The sequence below is a fragment of the Thermopolyspora flexuosa genome (assembly GCF_006716785.1).
GTDB lineage: Bacteria > Actinomycetota > Actinomycetes > Streptosporangiales > Streptosporangiaceae > Thermopolyspora > Thermopolyspora flexuosa.
The window spans coordinates 559366-576775 of record NZ_VFPQ01000001.1; the positions used below are offsets into that span (position 1 = coordinate 559366).

At 73.0% G+C, this 17410-nt stretch carries 15 protein-coding genes; 9 read left to right on the top strand and 6 right to left on the bottom strand.

What is annotated here, in order from left to right; all coding sequences use genetic code 11:
• The first annotated feature begins 6 nt into the window (after window positions 1-6).
• The 7 genes from FHX40_RS02465 to FHX40_RS02495 all read left to right on the top strand — a co-directional run bounded on the left by FHX40_RS02465 (window position 7) and on the right by FHX40_RS02495 (window position 8692).
• Window positions 7-573, top strand: coding sequence for a hypothetical protein (locus FHX40_RS02465; protein ID WP_142258099.1), 567 nt, complete (start codon window positions 7-9; stop codon window positions 571-573).
• 265 nt (window positions 574-838) lie between these two features.
• Window positions 839-1105: a hypothetical protein gene (locus FHX40_RS02470; RefSeq protein ID WP_142258100.1), complete on the top strand. Its 267-nt coding sequence runs from the start codon at window positions 839-841 to the stop codon at window positions 1103-1105.
• Window positions 1106-1776: 671 nt separating this feature from the next.
• Window positions 1777-3711, top strand: a complete 1935-nt coding sequence (locus FHX40_RS02475) for an N-6 DNA methylase (RefSeq protein ID WP_142258101.1) — start codon at window positions 1777-1779, stop codon at window positions 3709-3711.
• A gap of 293 nt (window positions 3712-4004) precedes the next feature.
• Entirely contained in the window at window positions 4005-6281 is a 2277-nt protein-coding gene (locus FHX40_RS02480) for an ATP-binding cassette domain-containing protein (protein ID WP_142258102.1), read from the top strand.
• A gap of 64 nt (window positions 6282-6345) precedes the next feature.
• The gene (locus FHX40_RS02485; protein ID WP_189136227.1) at window positions 6346-6714 is read left to right on the top strand and encodes a GntR family transcriptional regulator; all 369 of its coding nucleotides are present in this window, start codon (window positions 6346-6348) and stop codon (window positions 6712-6714) included.
• A complete protein-coding gene (locus FHX40_RS02490) occupies window positions 6711-7703 on the top strand; it encodes a DUF1648 domain-containing protein (protein ID WP_142258103.1) in 993 nt (330 codons plus the stop codon). The genes FHX40_RS02485 and FHX40_RS02490 overlap by 4 nt, the downstream gene beginning before the upstream one ends.
• A 5-nt stretch (window positions 7704-7708) precedes the next feature.
• The gene (locus tag FHX40_RS02495) at window positions 7709-8692 is read left to right on the top strand and encodes a CPBP family intramembrane glutamic endopeptidase (RefSeq protein ID WP_142258104.1); all 984 of its coding nucleotides are present in this window, start codon (window positions 7709-7711) and stop codon (window positions 8690-8692) included.
• A 54-nt stretch (window positions 8693-8746) separates the two neighbouring features.
• Here FHX40_RS02495 and tuf read toward each other — a convergent pair whose 3' ends face one another.
• Window positions 8747-9919 (bottom strand): elongation factor Tu, encoded by a 1173-nt coding sequence (gene tuf, locus FHX40_RS02500; RefSeq protein WP_142258105.1) that lies wholly within the window; start codon window positions 9917-9919, stop codon window positions 8747-8749.
• Between the two features lie 477 nt (window positions 9920-10396).
• Between tuf and FHX40_RS02505 the strand changes: the two genes are divergently transcribed.
• Complete coding sequence (locus tag FHX40_RS02505; protein ID WP_142258106.1) at window positions 10397-11584, top strand: cytochrome P450; 1188 nt, start codon at window positions 10397-10399, stop codon at window positions 11582-11584.
• 76 nt (window positions 11585-11660) lie between these two features.
• Here the strand turns inward: FHX40_RS02505 and FHX40_RS02510 are convergent, their stop codons facing one another.
• Window positions 11661-12032 carry a histone-like nucleoid-structuring protein Lsr2 gene (locus FHX40_RS02510; RefSeq protein WP_142258107.1) on the bottom strand — a complete coding sequence of 124 codons (372 nt, stop codon included), beginning with the start codon at window positions 12030-12032 and terminating at the stop codon, window positions 11661-11663.
• Window positions 12033-12397: 365 nt separating this feature from the next.
• Here FHX40_RS02510 and FHX40_RS02515 point away from each other — a divergent pair, with 365 nt between their 5' ends.
• Window positions 12398-12757, top strand: a complete 360-nt coding sequence (locus FHX40_RS02515) for a hypothetical protein (RefSeq protein WP_142258108.1) — start codon at window positions 12398-12400, stop codon at window positions 12755-12757.
• A gap of 36 nt (window positions 12758-12793) precedes the next feature.
• Here FHX40_RS02515 and FHX40_RS02520 read toward each other — a convergent pair whose 3' ends face one another.
• The 4 genes from FHX40_RS02520 to FHX40_RS02535 are packed head-to-tail and all read right to left on the bottom strand — an operon-like array spanning window position 12794 to window position 17159.
• The gene (locus tag FHX40_RS02520) at window positions 12794-13447 is read right to left on the bottom strand and encodes an adenylate kinase family protein (RefSeq protein ID WP_142258109.1); all 654 of its coding nucleotides are present in this window, start codon (window positions 13445-13447) and stop codon (window positions 12794-12796) included.
• A 13-nt stretch (window positions 13448-13460) separates the two neighbouring features.
• Window positions 13461-14819, bottom strand: a complete 1359-nt coding sequence (locus FHX40_RS02525) for an acetyl-CoA carboxylase biotin carboxylase subunit (RefSeq protein WP_142258110.1) — start codon at window positions 14817-14819, stop codon at window positions 13461-13463.
• Between the two features lie 10 nt (window positions 14820-14829).
• The gene (gene accB / locus FHX40_RS02530) at window positions 14830-15480 is read right to left on the bottom strand and encodes an acetyl-CoA carboxylase biotin carboxyl carrier protein (protein ID WP_211350141.1); all 651 of its coding nucleotides are present in this window, start codon (window positions 15478-15480) and stop codon (window positions 14830-14832) included.
• Window positions 15477-17159, bottom strand: a complete 1683-nt coding sequence (locus FHX40_RS02535) for an acetyl-CoA carboxylase carboxyltransferase subunit alpha (protein WP_142258111.1) — start codon at window positions 17157-17159, stop codon at window positions 15477-15479. The genes accB and FHX40_RS02535 overlap by 4 nt, the downstream gene beginning before the upstream one ends.
• Window positions 17160-17410: the final 251 nt, after the last annotated feature.

Here is a 17410-nt window from a genome sequence, read left to right on the forward strand (position 1 = left end):
ACCGACATGCGGCGAGTGAGCAGCCGGCTGAGCAGCACGCTGGTCGTGGTGGCGGGGGAGCGCGCGCCGCGCGTCATCGCCGGGCTCGAGGGCCTGCACAACGTGCGCACCGTGGTGCGGGGCGACCGCACCCCGGCCGCGGTCACCGAGGCGCTGACCAGGTCCGCCGCCGCGACGTACGTGGTGCACGACGCCGACCCGCTCGCGGCCGTCGGCGACGCGTGGACCGGGTTCTTCGACGGCGTGGAGCCGGTGGGCGGCCTGGAGGCGGCGATCGAGACCACCCTCGCCGACCTGGAGGCCGGGCGGCTCGTGCTGCCCGACTACTACATCGTCCTCGACCCCGACGAGCTGCCGCCGACCCGGCGGCACTGGTGGCTCGGCGTGCTCGCCGGGGCCGCGCCCGCCCGGGTGGTGCCCGCGCCCGCCTCGGCGCGGGCGGTCGCCGAGACCCTCGGCCGCCTCGCCTCGGGACGCTGGTGGCCGTCCGACCTCAGGGCCTGGCTGCGCGAGCTGCCCCGCACCGTGCCCGACCGGGCCGGAACCACGGCCGGGGGAGGCGTCTCCGCCTGACCGGGCCGCGGGGGAGCGCCGGGGTACGGCCCCGCTCCCGCAAATTCCGTTGAACCGCGAAAAATCTTTGCGCGTATTACGCGGAATTGCCGCATGACGCCGCGCTGATTCCACGGCGGCGTACGAGGCTTTGCCCGGGCGAGGGGATGGGCCGGGGAGCCGCGGTTAGGGAGGGAGGAAATGGCGTACCGCGCCATTTTCTGACCGATTGAGTCGGAGCCCGGCCGTCGGCCGGGTCTCACCCTGCGTAATCGTGGAGCCGATCATGATGAAGCGAATCCTTGCCTCCGCCGTCGTGGCCGCGCCCGTCTTCGTGGTGGGCGGCACGGTCAGTGCGCCTCCCGCCGTGGCCGCTCCGTCCTCGCCCCAGGTGATCGCCGACCGTGGGGGCACCGAGACCGTGACCGAGCCCCAGGTTCGGTGCGAGTGGCGCAGGTGGCGTGGCGACTCGTGCAGGTTCTGCTACCGGCACGGCAAGTGGCGGCTGGACTACTGCGACGACTGGGATGACGACTGGGACGACTGGGACTGACCCGGCCGGCGCCGCAGGCCGGTCCACCGGCCGACGCCTTCGCCCCGTGAGGGACGGCCTCACGGGGCCTTTCCTGTCTCCGCCGGTGACCCCCGGGGGAGACGCGCGTCCCGGCTCGCCGTACGATCAAGGCGGCCTCCCGTGCCGTGGCGCCATGCCGCGGACCGTGATCGGGAAACGGGCATTCCGCCACATCTTGATCACATCGGGTGACAGCGGGGGATAAGCTGGTATTTTGCTGTGACGCACATACACCAGCGGGTGGGTCCGGTCGCGGCGTCGGCCTGACTTCCCCCTTATCAAATAGTGAATACGGTACACAAATAAGTTGGAACGATGGACGCGGCCTGGGTGTCCCGCACCGTTCCGCATCTGCGGTACGGGCGGCCTCACATCATGCGGCGTGGCCCCGAAAAGCACTTATGATGATCGGGATGATGGCCACGCGGCGGTGCCGCGTTATCCGTGGCGAGGGAAGCCCGACCGCGTGCCGCCGGAGCACGGGCGTGGACCGGTGACGGTCGCCCGCCTCGGTGGCCATGTGATCGGCAGAACAACAGAACGTGATGACGGGGGGCGTCGCGAGCGTTTACTAGGCGTACCTGGTTCACGTGTGCCCGGCACGGCATGCCCGTGCACCTGACGCCTCGTGGCTCGGAGGAAGGACGTTGATGCGAGACGATGTTCTGGTCAACGCCGCGGACATCGCCCGGATCGCGGATGTTGGCCGGGCGGCCGTCAGCAACTGGCGCAAGCGGTTCGACGACTTTCCCAAGCCCGTCGGCGGCACCGCCACCAGCCCGGCATTCTCCCTCGCCGAGGTCGAGCAGTGGCTGCGCCGGCACGACCGGTACGTCGAGGTCTCGCCGCTGGAGCGGGTCTGGCAGCGGCTCCGCAGCGCCGGTGACGACCTGCGGCTCGGGGACATCGTCGGCGGTGCCGGCGCCTTCCTCATCTATCTGCGGCGCGACCCCTCCGGCTGGCGCGAGCTGTCCCGGCTGCCGGACGAGGAACTGGTCGCCCGGCTGCCCGGCGCCATCGCCGAGGCCGTACCGGAGCTGCCCGGCGACCCGGCCGGCGCGGTACCCGCCGACGCCTCGCTGATCCGCGCGCTCGCCGACCTCGCCGCGGAGACCAAGCCGGAGGACGTCTTCGACGGCATCTGCGAGCGCTACGTCGAGGCGCACTCCCGCCGCCTGCTCGTCACCCCGGAGAACGTGGCGGCGCTGATGACCGAGATCGCCGCGGCCGCGGGCGGCACCGTGCTCGACCCGGCCTGCGGCATCGGCACGCTGCTGCTCGCCTCCGGCGCCGAGGTGGCGATGGGCCAGGACGTGAGCGAGAGCGCGGCCCGGCTCACCGCGGTTCGCCTGCTGCTGCGCGGCAGGAAGGCGGTGATCCGCGCCGGCGACTCGCTGCGCGCCGACGCCTTCCCCGGCGAGCAGGTCGACGCGATCGTGTGCAACCCGCCGTTCAACGACCGCGGCTGGGGCTACGAGGAGCTCGCCAACGACCCCCGCTGGGAGTACGGCCTGCCGCCCCGCGGCGAGTCCGAGCTCGCCTGGGTGCAGCACTGCCTGGCGCACGTCAGGCCGGGCGGCCTCGTCGTGATCATGATGCCGGGCGTGGCGTCGAGCCGCCGCCCGGGCCGCCGCATCCGCGGCAACCTGCTGCGCGCCGGCGCGCTGCGCGCGATCATGACGCTCTCGGTGGGCGCGGCCCCGGCCTCCAGCGGCGCCCCCGACCTGTGGGTGCTGCAGCGCCCGGTGCCCGGCGACCACCCCTCCGACCTGCTCATGGTGAACGCCGGGGAGGACCTCGAGCTCGCCCGGACCGCCTGGCGGGCCTACCTCGAGGGCGGCGACCTGCCCGAGGGCTCCACCACGATGCGCATCATCGACCTGCTCGACGAGGAGGTCGCGCTCACCCCGGCGCACCGGGTCCCGGTGCAGAGCCAGACCGAGCCCTCGGCGTTCGTCGGCGCCCGGGAGCGCACCGCCGCCGCGATCTCCCGGCTCGGCGTGCCCGAGCTCGTGCCGTCGCCGCGCCGCCGCGACATGCCGATGACGAACATCGGCGAGCTGTCCCGGGCCGGCGTCGTCACCATCTTCCAGGGGCCGATCCGCCTCAAGGTGGACGGCGGCCCCCAGCCCGTGCTCACCGCCAAGGACCTGCTCCTCGGCCGCCCGGCGAGTGGCCGTACCCGGCCGGCCGACGGGCTCGTCACCATCGAGCCGGGCGACGTGATCGCCCCGGTGATCGCCCGCGGGGACACCGTCGCCCGGGTGATGCGGGACGGCAGCGCGGTCCTGGGCCCGCAGCTCCTGCTGTTCCGTACCGATCCCGAGCGGCTCGACCCCTACTTCCTCGCCGGCTGCCTGCGGGTGACCGGCGAGTCGAGCCTGCGTCTCGGCTCGTCCGCCCGCATGGATCCGCGCCGGGCGCAGCTTCCCCGCCTGCCGATCGAGGAGCAGCGCGCGTACGGCGAGGCGTTCCGCCGCCTCCTCGAGTTCGAGGACGCGGTCCGCAAGCTCCGCACGTTCGGCGACGAGCTGGTACGGCTCGGCTTCGACGGCCTGCTCGACGGCACCCTGCAGCCGGGCTGATCGGCCACGCCCCGCGGTACCAGGGGCCTTCATGAGCGTTTGCGCCCTCGGCGAAACCGCGCCGCCGGCCTCGGCGCACCCCGCCGGGCGGCGCGCCCGCCCGGATCCGCCCACCGGAACGGCTTTCGCGCGCCGTGGCCGGGTCACGCGCCGCCGCCGCGCGGCCGCGCACGCGCTCCGTGCACCCGCGGCGACCCCCTAGCCTGGGACGCCCGGCCGCAAATGCAGGCGAATTCTGTCGGTCCGCCCCGTTACTCTTCTCCCTACGCTGTACGGAGAAGTGTGGGGAGCCAATGGCCGAGTTCATCAGGATCGTCGGTGCGCGGGAGAACAACCTCAAGAACGTCTCGCTCACCATCCCCAAACGCAAGATCACCGTGTTCACCGGGGTGTCGGGCTCCGGCAAGTCGTCGATCGTCTTCGACACCATCGCCGCCGAGGCGCAGCGGCAGCTCAACGAGACGTTCACCGCGTTCGCCCGCACCTTCCTGCCCAGCTACGGGCACCCGGACGTGGACACGATCGAGAACATCTCGGCCGCGATCGTGGTCGACCAGAAGCGCATCGCGGGCAACTCGCGCTCCACCGTGGGCACGATCACCGACATCGCGCCGCTGCTGCGGCTGCTGTTCTCCCGCGCGGGCGAGCCGTACGTGGGGTACTCGAACGCGTTCTCCTTCAACGACCCGCAGGGCATGTGCCCGCGCTGCGACGGCATCGGGCGGATCACCACGCTCGACCTCGACGCCTTCCTCGACCGGTCGAAGTCGCTGAACGAGGGGGCGCTGCGGCACCCGGACTTCAAGGTGGGGTCCTGGTACTGGCAGATGTACGCGGGCTCCGGGTACTTCGACAACGACAAGCCGCTCGCCGAGTACACCGACACCGAGTGGGAGCTGCTGCTGCACGGCACCGGCAAGGTGCCGGTGGAGTGGCAGGGCGGCACGATCAACAGCACCTACGAGGGCATCGTCGTCCGGTTCACCCGGGTCTACATCAACAAGGACGCGGCGACGATGTCCGACCGCAACCGGGAGATCTTCGAGCGGTTCACCCGGTCCGAGACCTGCCCGGAGTGCGCCGGGGCGCGGCTCAACGCCAAGGCGCTGAGCTGCCGGATCAACGGCCACAACATCGCCGAGATGTCCGCGCTCGAGGTGACCGAGCTCGTCGAGGTGCTGCGCCGCATCGACGCGCCGCAGGCCGGGCCGGTGCTGGAGAGCCTCATCGACCGGCTCGGCGACCTCGTCACGATCGGGCTCGGCTACCTGACCCTCGACCGGCCCACCGCGACGCTGTCCGGCGGCGAGTCCCAGCGGGTGAAGATGGTCCGGCACCTGGCCAGCAGCCTGGTGGACATGACCTACATCTTCGACGAGCCGAGCGTCGGCCTCCACCCGCGCGACGTGGACCGGCTCAAGAAGCTGCTGGTCAAGCTGCGGGACAAGGGCAACACCGTGCTCGTGGTCGAGCACGACCCGGACGTGATCGAGATCGCCGACCACGTGATCGACGTCGGCCCGCGGGCGGGCGCGCACGGCGGCGAGATCGTCTACTCCGGCGACGTGGCCGGGCTGCACGAGGCCGACACGCTCACCGGCCGGTTCCTGCGGCACGCCACCCCGATGAAGACCGAATACCGCACCCCGACCGGCAGGCTGACCATCCGCGACGCCTCGCTGCACAACCTGAAGAACGTCACCGTCGACATCCCCACCGGCGTGCTCACCGTGGTCACCGGGGTGGCCGGGTCCGGCAAGAGCACCCTGATCAACGAGGTGTTCCTCGCCGAGCACCCCGAGGCGATCGCGATCGACCAGTCGGCCGTCGCCGCGAACCGGCGCTCGAACCTCACCACCTACACCGGCATCCTCGACCCGATCCGCAGGCTGTTCGCCAAGGCGAACGGGGTGAGCCCGTCGCTGTTCAGCGCGAACTCGGCCGGCGCCTGCCCCGACTGCCAGGGCCTCGGCGTCATCTACACCGATCTGGCGTTCATGGAGGGCGTGAAGTCCACCTGCGAGACGTGCGCCGGGCGGCGGTTCAAGGAGGAGGTGCTCGCCTACCGGCTGCGCGGCAGGTCGATCAGCGACGTGCTGGAGATGTCCGCCGCCGAGGCGCTGGAGTTCTTCACCGAGCGCAAGATCCGCGACGTGCTGCGCGCGGTGAACGACGTCGGCCTCGACTACCTGCGCCTCGGCCAGCCGCTGTCCACGCTCTCCGGGGGCGAGTGCCAGCGCGTCAAGCTCGCCACCGAGCTGCACAAGCAGGGCAGCGTGTACGTCATGGACGAGCCGACCACCGGGTTGCACATGTCCGACGTGTCGCACCTGCTCGGGGTGATCGACCGCCTGGTGGACCAGGGCAACACGGTGGTGGTCATCGAGCACAACCTCGACGTGATCAAGCACGCCGACTGGATCATCGATCTCGGCCCGGAGGGCGGCAGCGCGGGCGGCGAGGTCGTCTTCACCGGCACCCCGGCCGAGCTGCTCGAGTTCCCGCACTCGCACACCGCCGCGGCGCTCCGGGAACACGCCGGGCGGCCGCTCGTGGGCGCGTCCGCCTGATCACCGATCCGCGCCCTTGGCCGGCTGCCGGGGACGCGATTATGGTGCTAATGTAAATAGCACCATGTTGCTCACGCTGGACCTCAACGACCCCCGGCCGCTGCACGAGCAGATCGCCGAGGCGGTACGCCGCGCGATCGCGCTCGGGGACGTGCGGCCGGGGGACCGGCTGCCACCGGCCCGGGACCTCGCCGCCGCGCTCGGGGTGAACACCAACACCGCGCTGCGCGCCCTGCGCGAGCTGCGGGACGAGGGCGTGCTCGAGTTCCGGCGGGGCCGCGGGGTGTCGGTGCTGCGCGCCCCCGAGCCGCGGGAGGTGCTGCGGGACCGGGTCACCGCGCTGCTGGAGGAGGCCGAGCGGTACGGCTACCGCGTCGACGAGGTGATCGAGATCGTGCGCGAGCTGGCCGAGGCGAAGGAGGGACGACGATGAACGTCCGTCGGTGGTACATCCCGATCGCGGTCGGCTGGACCGTCCTGGTGGCGGTGCTGGTCGTGGTCGCCCCCGTCCCGCTGCTCGACCGGCTGCCCGATCCGCTTGCCATCCATTGGGGCCTGTCCGGCAGACCGGACGGCGCGAGCCCGTACTGGCTGAACGCGCTGGTCATGGTGCTGCTGTGGCTGGTGATCGCCGGGCTCCCGCTGTACCGGCTGATCCGGGGCGACGCGCTGCGCCGCCGGCACGACCGCCGCTGGATGTGCGCCGTGCTCGCCGGGGGCGGGGTCTTCGTGCTCGCCCTCCAGACGATGACGATCCTGGCGAACCTCGACCGGACCGACTGGCGGGACGCCGCCCCGGTCGGTCCGGGCACGCTCCTCGCGGTGTTCGGCGTCTCGGCGCTCGCCGGCGCGATCGGCTGGGCGCTCGCCCGCCCCGGCCCGGACGAGGAGCCGCCCGCCTCCGGGCGGCGCCCGCCGCGGCCGCTGCGCACCCTCCGCTCCGGCGAGCGCGCGGTCTGGGTGTCGTCGGCGACGGCCGGCTGGGCGGTCACCGCCGGGTCCGGCCTGCTCCTGCTCGCCGTACTGCTCGGCGTGCTTCCCCCGCTCGAGACGGAACACCGGATCGTGCTCGCCGTCTCCACCGGCGTCTCCGCGGTCGCGGCGCTCGCCCTCTCCGGGGTGCGGGTGCAGGTGAACGCGCGCGGGCTCGCGGTCGCGTTCGGGCCGCTGCGCTGGCCGGTGCGCCGGATCCCGCTCGACCGCATCGACCGCGCCTTCGTGGACAGGCGGTGGCCCGCCGACGTCGGCGGCTGGGGCTACCGGGTGCGGCCCGGGAGCAGCACGGTGATGATCCGCGGCGGCGAGTGCCTCGTCGTCCGGTACGGCTCCGGCCGCGAGCTCGCGATCAGCGTCGACGACGCCGAGCGCGGCGCGGCGCTGCTCAACAGCCTCGTGGCCGAACGCGACAACGATCGGAGCTGAGCTTCATGTCCCCCACAACACCAGACCGGCTGCCCGATCCGGCGGCCGTGGAATCCCCCGGCCCGCGCCCGGCCTCCCGCGCGGACCTGCCCGTCTTCCTCGCCACCGCGTTCGGCCTGTCGTGGCTGGCCGCCCTGCCGATCTGGCTGGGCGGGGTCCCGCTGGACGCGCCGCTCGCCCAGCTCATCGGCGTGGCGATGATGGCCACCCCCACCCTCGGCGTGCTCGCGGTGTGGCGCATCGGCCATCGCGACCTGCCGCGCCGGGAGTGGGCCGCCCGCACCGGCCTCGGCATGGGCATATCGCGGCGCCGGACCCTCGCGCTCGTGGTCGCGGCCTGGCTGGGCGTGCCGGTGCTCGCCGTGCTCGCCGTCGCGGTGAGCGTCGCGATCGGCGTGCTCGAGGTCGACCTCCGCGGCTTCAGCCTCTTCCGTCTGGCGATCGCCCGGTCCGGCTCCGGCGCGCCGCCCGGCGACCCGGCGATGCTCGTCCTCGTCCAGATGGCGTCGGCCCTGCTGGCGACGCCGCTGATCAACGCGATCCCCGCGCTGGGCGAGGAGTGGGGCTGGCGCGGCTGGCTGCTGCCGTACCTCACCCGGTACGGCACGTGGCGGGCGATCGTGCTCTCCGGCGTGATCTGGGGCCTGTGGCACGCGCCGCTCACCCTGCTCGGCTACAACTACGCGCGGCTCGGCGCGTGGGCGGCCCCCGCCTTCGTCGGGTTCTGCGTGATCGCGGGCGCGATCTTCGCCTGGCTGCGGCTGTACTCCGGCAGCGTGTGGCCGCCCGTGATCGCGCACGCCGCGGTCAACGCCTGGGCCGGGTTCCCCATGCTCGTCGGCGACGCGGCCGCGCCGCCCAACCTGTTCCTCGCCGGGCTGTTCGGCCTGGTCGGCTGGGCGCTGCTCGCCGTGCTCGCCGTGATCCTGTTCCGGGTCCGGCCGCCCGCCGCCCCGGACCCGGCGGACCGGCCGGGTACGGCGGGCTGAGCCGGCCGGACGGCCCGGGCCCGCGGGGGCGAACCCGCAGGCCCGGGCCGCGCGCTAGTCGAGCAGGGCGGTGATGCTGCCACCGCCGACCGTGCGGCCGCCCTCCCGGATGGCGAAGCCGAGCCCGGTCTCCAGCGCCACCGGCCTGCCCAGCTCGACGGTGACCGTGACGGTCTCGCCGGGCAGGGCGAGGGACTCCTCGCCGAGGTCGATCCGGCCGGGCACGTCCGCGGTGCGCAGGTAGAACTGCGGCCGGTAGCCGGTGGCGATCGGGGTGCTGCGCCCGCCCTCGGCGGCGGTGAGCAGGTAGACCTCCGCGGTGAACCGGGTGTGCGCGGTGATGCTGCCCGGCGCGGCGAGCACCTGGCCGCGCCGTACCTGGTCGCGCCGGATGCCGCGGAGCAGCAGCGCGGCGTTGTCGCCCGCCTCGCCGTACTCCATCGTCTTGCCGAAGGTCTCCACCCCGGTGACCACGGCGGTGAAGCCCTCGCCGAGGCCGACCGCGGTCACGCTCTCGCCGACCCGGATCCGGCCGCGCTCGATCGCCCCGGTCACCACGGTGCCCCGGCCGGTGACGGTGAGCACGTTCTCCACCGGGAGCAGGAACGGCGCGTCGGTGTACCGGACCGGGACCGGGATGTGGTCGTCGACCGCCTGCAGCAGCTCCTGGATCGCGGCGATCCACCGCGGGTCGCCCTCCAGGGCGCGCAGCCCGGAGACCCGCACCACCGGCACGTCCCGGTACCCGTGCTCGGCGAGCAGCTCGCGCACCTCCAGCTCGACGAGGTCGGCGAGCTCCGGGTCGGCGCCGTCGGCCTTGTTGAGCGCGACCACCACGTGCTCCACCCCGACCCGCCGGGCGAGCAGCACGTGCTCGCGGGTCTGCGGCATCACGCCGTCCTGCGCGGACACCACGAGGATCGCCCCGTCGAGCTGCGCCGCCCCCGTGATCATGTTCTTCACGTAGTCGGCGTGGCCGGGCATGTCCACGTGGGCGTAGTGCCGGCTCGCGGTCTCGTACTCGACGTGCGAGATGTTGATGGTGATGCCGCGCCGCGCCTCCTCCGGAGCCCGGTCGATCCGCTCGAACGGCACGTACCTCGCGCCGCCGTGCTCGCTGAGCACCTTGGTGATCGCGGCGGTGAGAGTCGTCTTCCCGTGGTCGACGTGACCGATCGTCCCTATGTTGAGATGTGGCTTGGTGCGTACGTAGGCCCGCTTGGCCATGGTCGTTCCCCGTGCTTCCGTTGATCGATCGAGGAGGTGGTGACCCGAAGCGGTGCGACAACCCTTCCCCGTCGGGTCACCCGAACGGCCGGGAAAGGGTCAGCGCTCGACGCCGTCGAGCGCGGCCGACGCCGAGACGAGGGCCGCGGACGACGCCGCGTACGGGGATGCGGGCCGTGCCGTGTGAGCATCCGCGAGCACGGACGCGGAACGCGCCGCGAGACGCGAGGCGGACGAAGAATCGGACCCGGAGGCGGACGAAGCCGTGATCAGGGCCGCCGGCCGGACGCCGGACGGCAGGGCACGCGCGACCGCGCCCGCGACGGCGGGCGAAAGCGGGTCGGCGTACCGGATCATGGCAACCATGGTCGGGGCGAGGTGTGTCCCGTGCAACAGGTTTTAGGAGGGCGATAGGTGGTGGAGTGCGTTTTATGCGCCCTATGCTCCTGTTCGGCTGCTGGACGATGAGGAAGATGGATGTCTGACACCGAGTTCCCGCTCATACAGTTCACCCGTGAGGGCTTCGACCCGGTGAACGAACTGGCGCAGATCCGCGCCGAACACGCCGTCTATCCGCTGAAGATTCCGGGCGGGAGCACGGTCTGGTTCGTCACCCGCTACGAGGACGTGCGGGCCGTCCTGGGCGACCACGAGCGCTTCAGCAACGACTTCGCCAACGTCATCGGCATGGGGTCGCAGCAGGAGGACCCGGGTGGCCTGGGCTTCCGCGACCCGCCGGAGCACACCCGGCTGCGCAAGCTGCTCACCCCGGAGTTCACCGTCAAGCGGCTGCGCCGGCTCGAGCCGCGTATCGAGGCGATCGTCAACAGCCACCTCGACGCGATGGAGAAGCAGGGCCCGCCGGTCGACTTCGTCAAGGAGTTCGCCCTGCCGATCCCGTCCAAGGTGGTGTGCGAGCTGCTCGGCGTGTCGTACGAGGAGCAGGCGCGGTTCGAGGCGTACGCCAAGGACCGGTTCGACTTCTCCGGCGGCCCGGAGGCGTCGATCGCCGCGGTCAACCAGTCGATGGAGTACCTCACCGAGCTGGTGGCGCGCGAGCGGCGCAACCCCGGTGACGGGCTGCTCGGCTCGCTGCTGCGCAACCACGGCGACGAGCTGTCCGACCGCGAGCTGGCGAGCATCGCCGACGGCATCCTCACCGGCGGGCACGACACGAGCACGAGCATGCTCGCCCTCGGCACGCTGTGGCTGCTGCGCAACCCCGAGCACTTCGCCCGGATCCGGGAGGACGACTCGGCGGTCCCGCCGCTCGTGGAGGAGCTGCTGCGCTACCTCACCGTGGTGCAGGTCGCCTTCCCCCGGTTCGCCCGCGAGGACCTCGTGCTCGCCGGTCAGGAGATCAAGAAGGGCGAGATGGTGCTCTGCTCGCTGGTCGGCGCCAACCGCGACCCGTCGCTGCGCCGCGAGGGCGACCCGGACATGGACACCGTGGACCCCTCCCGCGACCTGCCCTCGCACGTCGCGTTCGGCCACGGCATCCACCACTGCGTGGGCGCGCCGCTCGCCCGGATGGAGCTGCGCATCGCGTTCCCCGCGCTGGCGCGCCGGTTCCCGACGCTGCGGCTCGCCGTGCCGTGGGAGGAGGTCGCGTGGCGGAAGCTCGCGATCGTCTACGGCCTCGAGTCGCTGCCCGTGGCCTGGTAGTGCGCAGTGCTCCAGGTGGGCTATGACGCCCGTACCGCGTGGCCGGCCTGGAGCTGGAAGCTGGGACGTCCGGGCGTTACGCCTGCCGACCCGAGCCGGTCTCCTTGAACCGGCTCGGGTCGTTCGCCTTGTACGCGGCGACGAGGGCCGCGGAGATGCGGCCGCGCTCGCTCACCGGAAGGCCGTGCTGCTTCGCCCAGGCGCGGATCTCCGCCGAGCGTTCCCGGTCGGCCCCGGAGGAGCGCCCCCTGCTCGCCTTTCCCCGGGTGGGCGGGCTCGTCCGGCGGGCCGCGGACTGGTAGGGCCGCAGGATCTCGCGCAGTTTCCGGGCGTTGCTTTCGCGCAGGTCGATCTCGTAGTAGACGCCGTCAATCCCGAACCTGACCGTCTCGTCGGCGAGTTCGCCGTCGATGTCGTCGGTGAGGGTAACGACGGTCTTCCGTGCCATCGTGTTTCCTTCCTCAAAAAAGGGTGACCCGCAACAATCACCTGTGCAGAGCCTAAGGCATCCGCGGCGCGTTTACCCCCGTTGTCGGAGAAATTCAGAGGGAAAGTCATTGGGGAACGCGCGGGACCGGCCGAATCATGGGGAGATACCATTCTCGGCGGATCGTGCCCGTGCCGAGATTCTCCGCGTAATCCCGCCTCGCTAGGATTCGGTCATTCGCGCCGCTTTCCCGGATCGTGGGGGAGGGCGGCGCCCGCGCGCGGGCCGCGTACCCGGACGGTGGCCGCCCCGGCCGCCCGCCGTACCGGGGTCAACCTGAAGATCATCACTTGCGTCACGTAGGTATGCACCACGCACGGGAAAGCATGCACGTGGCGATGCTGCGCCTGCTGCGCCTCGGCCTCACCCGGCAGATGCGCGTCGCCCTGGTGCTCGTCGCCGCGACGATATCGCTGTCCTCGTTCGCCGCCGGGTTCTTCGTGGCCCGGCTCGGCACCGCCGGCGAGGTCGACGACGCGTGCGCCATGATCCGCCAGGAGAGCACCCGGTTCATGGCCGAGGCGCGCGGGCTCGATCCGGAGACCGCGCAGCACCGGATCAAGGCCCGCACCTCGCTCTACCACGTCATCAACAACCCCGAGTGCTTCTCCGCCGAGGACCTCGCCACCGCCCAGGCCGCGCTCGACGAGCTCAACCACCCCCGGCCCGCCGACGCCGGCAGGTGAGGCCGGGAACGTGACAGCGCCGGTCGGCGCGGGCGATCAGTCCTCCGGCTCGTACGGCGGCAGCCCCAGCGCGGCGCGGATGCTCCGCTGCACCGTGACCGGGTCCGGCCGCGCGTCCACCTCGACCACCGGCTCCTTGCCGCGCAGCAGCTCCAGCACCGGGCCGATCGTGGCGTGGTGCTCGCGCAGCCGCGCCTCCACCGCCTCGGGCGTGTCGTCCTCCCGGGCCACCAGCTCCCCGCCGCAGGCGTCGCAGCGGCCCGGGGTGCGCGGCGGGTGCGCGACGAGGTTGTGGTCCCGGCCGCAGCGCGCGCACAGCCGGCGGGCGAGCACCCGCCGCCGTGCCTCCTCGTCGGGCAGGTCCAGCAGCACCACCGCGTCGACGTCGTACCGTTCCGCAAAGAACTCGGCCTGCGCCCGGTTACGCGGGAAACCGTCGATGACGAAACCGTGGTTCCAGTCGTGCTGGTCGAGCCGCTCGCGCACCACCCGGTTCACCGTCTCGTCGTCGACGAGCCCGCCTCCGGCGATTACCCGTCGCACCCGGGTGCCGAGCCGGGTGTGATTGCGCACATGCCAGCGGAAAATCGCGCCGACGCTGATGTGCACCAGGCCGAGGTCGCGGCAGAGCATCCGGGCCTGCGTTCCCTTCCCGCCGCCTGGAACGCCCATCACCACGTATTTGCGCATAGGCGAATTGTTTTCACGGCAACGGCGCCGACATCATTTGGTCGACCAGCGCCGTGGTGTGCTTGGCGTGCCGGAACAGCGGATGGGCGAGCACGTCCCGCAGGAACGGCAGGTTCGTGCACAGGCCCGGCCCGGCGATGCGGAACTCGCCGAGCGCCCGGTCCATCCGGGCGAGCACCTCGTCCCGCGTCGGCGCCCACACCGCCACCTTCGCCAGCAGCGGGTCGTAGTCGGCGGTGATCCGCAGGTTCGGCTCGACGTGCGTGTCCACCCGGGTGAACGGCCCGCCCGGCGGGGTGAACTCGGTCACCAGGCCCGGCGTGGGCACGAAGTTGCGGAACGGGTCCTCGGCGTTCACCCGGCACTCCAGGGCCACGCCGTACGGCACCACGTCCGGCTGGGCGTGGCCGAGCCGCCGGCCCGCGGCGATGAGCAGCTGCTCGCGGACGAGGTCGATGCCGGTCACCATCTCGGTGATCGGGTGCTCCACCTGGAGCCGGCAGTTCGCCTCGATGAAGTACACGCCGCCGTCCTCGTCGAGCACGAACTCGAACGTGCCCGCCCCGACGTACCCGGCGGTCCGGGCGGCCCGCACCGCGAGCTCGCCGAGGCGCTCGATCGCCTTCTCCGGCAGGCCGGGCGGCGGCGTCTCCTCGATCACCTTCTGCCTGCGGCGCTGGATCGAGCAGTCCCGCGCGCCGAGGTGGATGACGTCGCCGTGCCGGTCGGCGAGCACCTGCACCTCGATGTGCCGGGCCGCGTCCAGGTACTTCTCCACGTAGACCCGGCCGTCGCCGAACAGCGCCACGGCCTCCCGGCGGGTGGCGGTGAACGCGGGCAGGAACTCGCGGGGGTCGCGCACCACCCGCATCGCCCGGCCGCCGCCGCCCGCGGCCGCCTTGATCACCACCGGGTACCCGGCCTCGTCGGCGATGCGCTTCGCCTCGCCGGGGTCGGCGACCTCGCCGGAGCTGCCCGGCAGCACCGGCAGCCGCGCCTCGATCGCGAACGCCCGGGCCGAGGACTTGTCGCCGAGGCGGGCGATCACCTCGGGCGGCGGGCCGATCAGCGTGAGCCCGTGCGCCTGGCAGATCTCCGCGAACTCCGGGTTCTCCGACAGGAAGCCGTAGCCCGGGTGGATCGCCTCGGCGCCGGTCTGCAGCGCGGCGGCGACGATCGCGGCCGGGTTGAGGTAGCTGCGCTTCGGCTGCGGCGGGCCGATCTGGATCGACTCGTCGGCGAGCCGTACCGCGGGGGTGTCCCGGTCGGCGGTCGAGTGGGCGACCACCGCGCGGATGCCCATCTCGCGGCAGGTGCGCAGCACGCGCAGCGCGATCTCGCCCCGGTTCGCGATGAGGATCGTGTTGAACATGGCACTCCCGTCACTGGGTGTCGCCCGGCCGGAGAACGATCAGCGGCTGGCCGTACTCGACCGGTGTGCCGTCGCCGACGAGGATCTCGCCGACCCTGCCGGCCTGCTCGGCGAGGATCGGGTTCATCAGCTTCATCGCCTCGATGATCCCGATCTGCTGCCCGGGCTCCACCATGTCGCCGACCTCGACGTACGGCGGGGCGCCCGGTTCGGGCGCGCGGTAGAAGGTGCCGACCATGGGCGCCGAGATCACCACGGCGTCCTCGGCCGCGGCGTCCGGCACGGGGCCCGCGGGCGTGTCGCCGTTCGGCGCGGCCTGCTGCGCGGCGGGCGGCCCGGCCGGCGGCGGGGCCGGGGGCGGGGCCGGCGCCGCGCCGTTCGGGTGCGGGGCGCCCGGCTGCCAGGCCCGCGGGTCCGCGGCCGCGGCGCGGTCACCGGCGGCGGGGGCGGGGGCGGCCTGCTCGGGCGTGGCCCACTCCACCTCGACCGCGGTGGCGCCGCTGGTGATCGCGATGCGCCGCAGCGGGCCCGCGCCGGTGTTGAGCTCGGCCGCGTACCCGGCGATCCAGGCGAGCAGCTCCTCGGGCCGCGCCCCCGCGGGCGGCAGGCCGCCGTGCAGGCCGTCCTGGCTCATGCCGCCCTGGCCCATGCCCTGGCTCATACGGCGACCTCCTTCCGGGCCACGCCGTACCCGCGGAACCGCCGGGCGCGCTCGGCCACCAGCCGCTCCGGGCCGAGCCGCAGCAGCTCGTGCAGCGCCGCGGCCACCGCGCCGCGCACGAGCTGGGCGGTGCGCAGCGGGTCCTCGTGGGCGCCGCCGCCCGGCTCGCGGATGACCGCGTCGACCACCCCGTGGCCGAGCAGGTCGCGCGCGGTGAGGTGGAGCGCGGCCGCGGCCTGCGGGGCGGCGCTCGCGTCGCGCCACAGGATCGCCGCGCAGCCCTCCGGGCTGATCACCGAGTAGACCGCGTTGGACAGCGCGAGCACCCGGTCGGCCACGGCGAGCGCGAGCGCCCCGCCGCTGCCGCCCTCGCCGGTGATCACGGTGACCACGGGCACCGACAGCCGGGACATCAGCCGCAGGTTCTCCGCGATCGCGTGCGCCTGGCCGCCCTCCTCGGCCTCCACGCCGGGGTACGCCCCGGGCGTGTCCACCAGGGTCAGGACCGGCAGGCGGAGCTTGTCGGCGAGCCGCATCAGCCGGGCGGCCTTGCGGTAGCCGGCCGGGGAGGACATGCCGAAGTTGCGGGCGACGAGCTCGCGCGTGTCGTGGCCCTTCTGGTGCCCGATCACCACGAGCGGCACCCCGTCGAGGCGGCCGATGCCGCCCACGATCGCCGGGCAGTCGCCGGAGGCCCGGTCGCCGCCGAGCTCGAGGAACTCGTCGAGCAGCCAGGCGGTGTAGTCGAGCGTGGTCGGCCGCCCCGGGTTGCGGGCGAGCCGTACCGTCTCCCAGGCGTCGCGCTCGGGCAGCTCCTCGGGCCGCCGGGCGAGCGGCGGCGCCGCGTCCCGCCACGCCTCCGGGACCGTCCGGGCGCCCCGGCCCCAGGCGGCCGCGTCGAGCAGCTGCGCGATCACGGCGCGCAGCGCGGTGCGCGGCCGTACCGCGTCGATCAACCCCTGCGCGAGCAGCTTCTCGGCGGTCTGGAAGCCCTCGGGCAGCGGCTGCCGGATGGTCTGCGCGATCACCCGGGGACCGGCGAAGCCCATGTGCGCCCCCGGCTCGGCGAGGATCACGTCGGCGAGGGTGGCGTACGAGGCCGCGACCCCGCCGTACGTGGGGTCGGTGACGAGCGAGATCACCGGAATGCCGGCGGCGTCGAGCGCGCCGAGCGCCTGCGCGGTCTTCGCCATCTGCATGAGCGACAGCACGCCCTCCTGCATGCGGGCCCCGCCCGAGGCGCTGACGATCAGCAGCGGGGTGGCGGTGGCGAGGGCGCGGTCGGCCGCGGCGGTGATGCGCTCGCCCACCGCGCAGCCGAGGCTGCCGCCGAGGAACGCGAAGTCCATCACCGCGGCCACGACCGGGCGGCCGAGGATCGTCCCCGCGACGCACAGCACCGCCTCGTCGAGGCCGGTGTCCCGCCGGGCCCGCGCGAGCCGCTCCCGGTACGGCCGGACGTCGGCGAAGCCGAGCGGGTCGTCCACGGTGGGCGCGGCCGCGATCGGGGTGGGCGAGGGGTCGAGGAGCGTGCCGAGGCGCTCGCGGGCGGTGAGCCGGGCGTGGTGCCCGCAGTACGGGCAGATCCGCTGGTCGCGCTCGAAGTGCTCGGCGTACACCAGCTCACGGCATCGACCGCAGCTCAGCCACTTCCCGGTCGCCCTGGTGTCCAGTCGCATGTGTCCTCCACGTCGGCACTCCTTCGACCCACGCTGCCGCGGAGCGCTCCACGACCGCTGGAGCGCCGCTGGTGACCGGCACGCCAAAAACGGCATTTCACCGGAAAACCGGGTGACGGAAGCCGTCATCGGTCGATCGCGCCTCGGTCAACCCGGCGCCCGGCCGTACCGGAAACGGTCAAGAATTCAGCGGGACGCGATGGAAAATCTGGAGATTTGCCGTTCTGACGCCATTTTTTGCAGGTTTCCGT